The 4,001-nt window shown below is 70.1% G+C and carries 2 protein-coding genes; one reads left to right on the plus strand and one right to left on the minus strand.

Features of this window, described 5'->3' with window-relative positions:
* A partial coding sequence (locus AAHZ94_RS29825; RefSeq protein WP_349996823.1) for an ornithine cyclodeaminase family protein occupies window positions 1-1,015 on the minus strand: 1,015 nt, incomplete at its 3' end.
* A gap of 410 nt (window positions 1,016-1,425) precedes the next feature.
* Here AAHZ94_RS29825 and AAHZ94_RS29830 point away from each other — a divergent pair.
* A complete protein-coding gene (locus tag AAHZ94_RS29830) occupies window positions 1,426-3,807 on the plus strand; it encodes an MMPL family transporter (RefSeq protein WP_349996825.1) in 2,382 nt (793 codons plus the stop codon).
* The last annotated feature ends 194 nt before the right edge of the window (window positions 3,808-4,001 follow it).

Below are 4,001 nucleotides of genomic sequence, written 5' to 3' on the forward strand. Positions count from 1 at the left end.
TTCCCCGACCCCGGCCCCGACGGGAACACCCGAAACAACAACTCCGGAACGCCGGAGTGGGACCAGGCATCGGCCGGGGCGCGCCCCCCGGGGGGGGCCCCCCCCCCCGGGGGCCGCCGCCCCCGCCCCCGGCGGCGAGTTCCAGCAGGACGTCGAGGGCCACGTGGTCCTCCAGGGCGAAGCCGGTCGAGTCGAAGACGGTCACCCGCTCGCGCTCGGCCTCGGCGAGCTCGGGCCGGGCGCACAGGGTCATCAGGTCCGGGCCCAGGTCGGCGTCGGTCAACTGCTGGCACTCGCCCTCGCGCAGTGCCTGGCCCCGGTGGTCGGGGGTGACGAAGGCCGACTTCAGGACGGCCTTGGGCACCTCGAACTTGCCTATCAGGTCGGCCCCGATGGCGTTGATGTGCACATGCGGGCGCAGCCGCTCGCCGAGCAGCACCGGGCCGTCGCCGACGCCGACCGAGGTGACGGTGCACAGGATGTCGGCCGCCGCCTCGATGTCGGCGACCGAGGCCACCTCGACATCGATGCCGAGGAACTCCGCACGCTCGGCGAAAGAAGCCTCGTGCGCGGGCTCGATGTCATGGACGAGGATGCGTTCCAGCGGGAAGACGCGGCTGAGGGCATGCGCCTGGGTCACCGCCTGCGCACCCGCGCCCACCAGGCCGAGCACCCGGCTGTCGGGGCGGGCCAGCAGCCGGCTGGCGATGGCCGATGCGGCGCCGGTGCGGATGGCCGTGGGCAGGATGCCGTCGCAGACGGCCAGCAGCCGGCCGGTCACGTCGTCGTAGCGGGTCATGGTGCCGATGATGGTGGGCAGCCGGTGCGTGGTCGGGTTGGTCGGGGTGTACCCCACCGTCTTGATGGTGATGGAATCGTCCGGCTGGTGGTGCGGCATCCACTCCAAAATGGCCGTATCGCCTGGGCCGCGCAGGAAACCGTCCCGTACCGGGGTCACGCCGTGTCCTTCGGGCGCCGCGAAGGCCGCGCCGAGCCGGTCAATCATTCGGTCCATGAATTGGTCGAAACCCTTTTCCTGGACGATCTTGGCAACATGATGCCGAGTAATGATGGTGGTTTCCATTTCTTCCCCTCAGTGGACTTCACAGAACGTCAGCTACCTGCCGCCGGAATTTCCAAAAATGCCGACGGATTCGACTAAAAGAGCCGAGAAACGAGCACCCTTCGAAAAGCGCTAAAGGGAATTCGAAAATAGCTGTTGCATTCTTCTGTGGTCAAGCGCCCACAGCCGCGGTTACGGCTTCCCGCAGGGTGCCCCTATGGGAAACCACAGGGTCAGGCTTACGGGAAACTACGGCCACCTCGACGGTTTACCACGTGTCCATGTCCAGGCTGCGGAACTAGATTTTCTACTCCGATACGGCTGCCACGGCGGCTCCCGCATCACTGGAGGGAAACGAAACGGTGCGAAAGAAACCGGCTACCGTACGAATCGCGCGCTGGAGCGCAACGCATCCGTGGTCGGCCATCGGTCTGTGGGCGGTCTTCGTCGCCCTCTGCCTCTTCCTCGGCGGCGCCGTCGGCAGCAACAAGCTCGACGAGCAGGAGTCGGGCGTCCGGGAGTCGGGCCGGGCGGGGAAGATCACCGTGGACGGCGACTTCCCGGAGACGCCCGAAGAGAACGTCCTGATCACCACGGCCTCCGGCGGCCCGCTGGACGCCGGCAAGGCGCGGGCCGCGGCGCGTGACCTCGCCGCCCGGATGGCCGCGCTGCCCGAGGTGGCCAAGGTCGAGGACCCGGTCCCGGCCGAGAACGGCAAGGCGCTGCTGGTGCCGGTGGAGATGAAGGGCGAGGCCGACGACGCCGCGTCGAACGTCCCCCCGCTCCTCGATGTGAGCGCCGAGGTCGAAGACGCGCACGAGGGCCTGCACATCGATCAGGTCGGCACCGGTTCGACCGCCAAGGGCATGCAGGACACCATCGGCGAGGACTTCAAGAAGGCCGAGCTGATCAGCCTGCCGCTGACCCTGCTGATCCTGCTGGTGGTCTTCGGCGCGGTCATTGCGGCCGGGGTGCCGGTCATCCTCGCCCTGTCCTGCGTGGTGACCGCGATGGGCCTCTCCCATCTGGCCTCGCACGTCCTGCCGGAGACCAGCGCCATCAGCAACGTGATCCTGCTGATGGGCATGGCCGTCGGGGTGGACTACTCGCTCTTCTACCTCAAACGCGAACGGGAGGAACGCCGCAAGGGCAAGGGCCACATCGACGCCATCGAGATCGCCGCCGAGACCTCGGGGCACACCGTCGTGGTCTCCGGCACCACCGTGATCGTGGCGATGGCCGGGCTGTATCTGGCGCAGGAGGCGACCTTCGCATCCCTGGCCACCGGGTCCATCATCGTGGTGGCCGTCGCCGTGCTCGCCTCGGTGACCGTGCTGCCCGCCCTGCTCGGCAAGCTCGGTCGCTGGGTGGATCGGCCGCGGATGCCGGTCCTGTGGCGGCTGACGATGCGTGAGGGCGAGTCGCGGGTGTGGCCGGTGCTGCTGCGTCCGGCGCTGGTCAAGCCGTTCCTCACACTCGTCGTCTCGGTCGGGGCGTTGCTCGCGCTCGCGCTGCCGGCGCTGGACATGAAGCTCAAGCAGCCGGGCTCGGACGACCTCTCCCGTGACATCCCGGTCGTCCAGGCCATGGACCGGCTCACCGAGGCGTTCCCGAGCGAGGGCACCGTGCACAAGGTCGCGGTGCGGGCACCGGCCGGCGAGGCGGGGCAGGTGCAGGCCGCGCTCAAGGAGTTGCTGGGGCGTACGGAGGGCAACCCGCTGTTCGCGCACGACCAGAAGCCGGTCATCCGGGAGTCCGATGACCACCGGGTGCATACCGTCGACGTGGGCACGCCGTACCAGCCCAAGCATCCGAAGGCCACCGAGTCGCTGAAGAAGTTGCGGGCCTGGGTGCCTGAGGTGCTCTCCGATGTGCCGGACTCGGAGGGGGCCGTGGGCGGCAAGGTGGCCCAGGGGCTGGACTTCACCGGGCATCTGAAGGCGCGGATGCCCTGGGTGGTGGGGTTCGTCCTGCTGCTGACGATGGGGACGATGGCGTTCATCTTCCGCTCGCTGGCCGTCGCGCTCTCGGCCGTGGTCCTCAACCTGCTGTCCACCGCGGCAGCGTTCGGGGTGCTGGTGGCGGTCTTCCAGAACAGTTGGGCGGAGTCGCTGCTCGACTTCGAGAGCACCGGGGCCGTCGTGTCGTGGCTCCCGTTGTTCCTGTTCGTCGTGCTGTTCGGGCTGTCCATGGACTACCACGTGTTCGTCGTCAGCCGGATCAGGGAGGCGGCCCTTGAGGGCAGCGCCGTCAAGGAGGCCGTTCGCGACGGCATCACCCGCTCGGCCGGCGTGGTGACCAGCGCGGCCGTCGTGATGATCGGTGTCTTCGCGATCTTCGGGACGCTCAACGCCATCGAGTTCAAGCAGTTGGGCGTGGGTCTTGCTGCGGCCATCGCGCTGGACGCGGTCATCATCCGGATCTTCGTCCTGCCCGCGCTGATGGCCGCCCTGGGCCGATGGAACTGGTGGCCGAGTCGGCTGGCGACGGCCACCCCGCAGCCCGCGGCCGAGCCGGTGGGCGCGCCGCGGCACGCGGCGCGGCATGCCGCGCCGGCCGCCTACGACACGCCCACTCAGAACCTGGCGACCCGGGACCTGCCGCCGACCACCGCCCACCAGCCGATGCCGCCGCAGGCTCCGGAGGGGGCTGACTCCACAGTTCCGTACGCGCGGCGCTGGCCCGAGGGGCCCGTGCAGCACCAACACCACCAGGAACCGCCCCGCCCCGGCGGCCACTCCTAGCGCCACGGCGGGCACCCGAGCGAGGTGGGAGGGTCATTCGCCACCCCCGTCGGAGGCCCTCCCTCCTCACCCACGGGGCCGGGGGGGGGGGGGGGGGCAGCCCGCGGGCGCGGCCCCCCCCCCCCGCCCCGGGGGGGCGCCCGCCCGCCCGGCGCGTCCGCCGCCCCCCGCCGCGAATGCCCCCCACCCGCCCC

The organism is Streptomyces sp. HSW2009, assembly GCF_040240285.1.
Classification (GTDB): domain Bacteria; phylum Actinomycetota; class Actinomycetes; order Streptomycetales; family Streptomycetaceae; genus Streptomyces.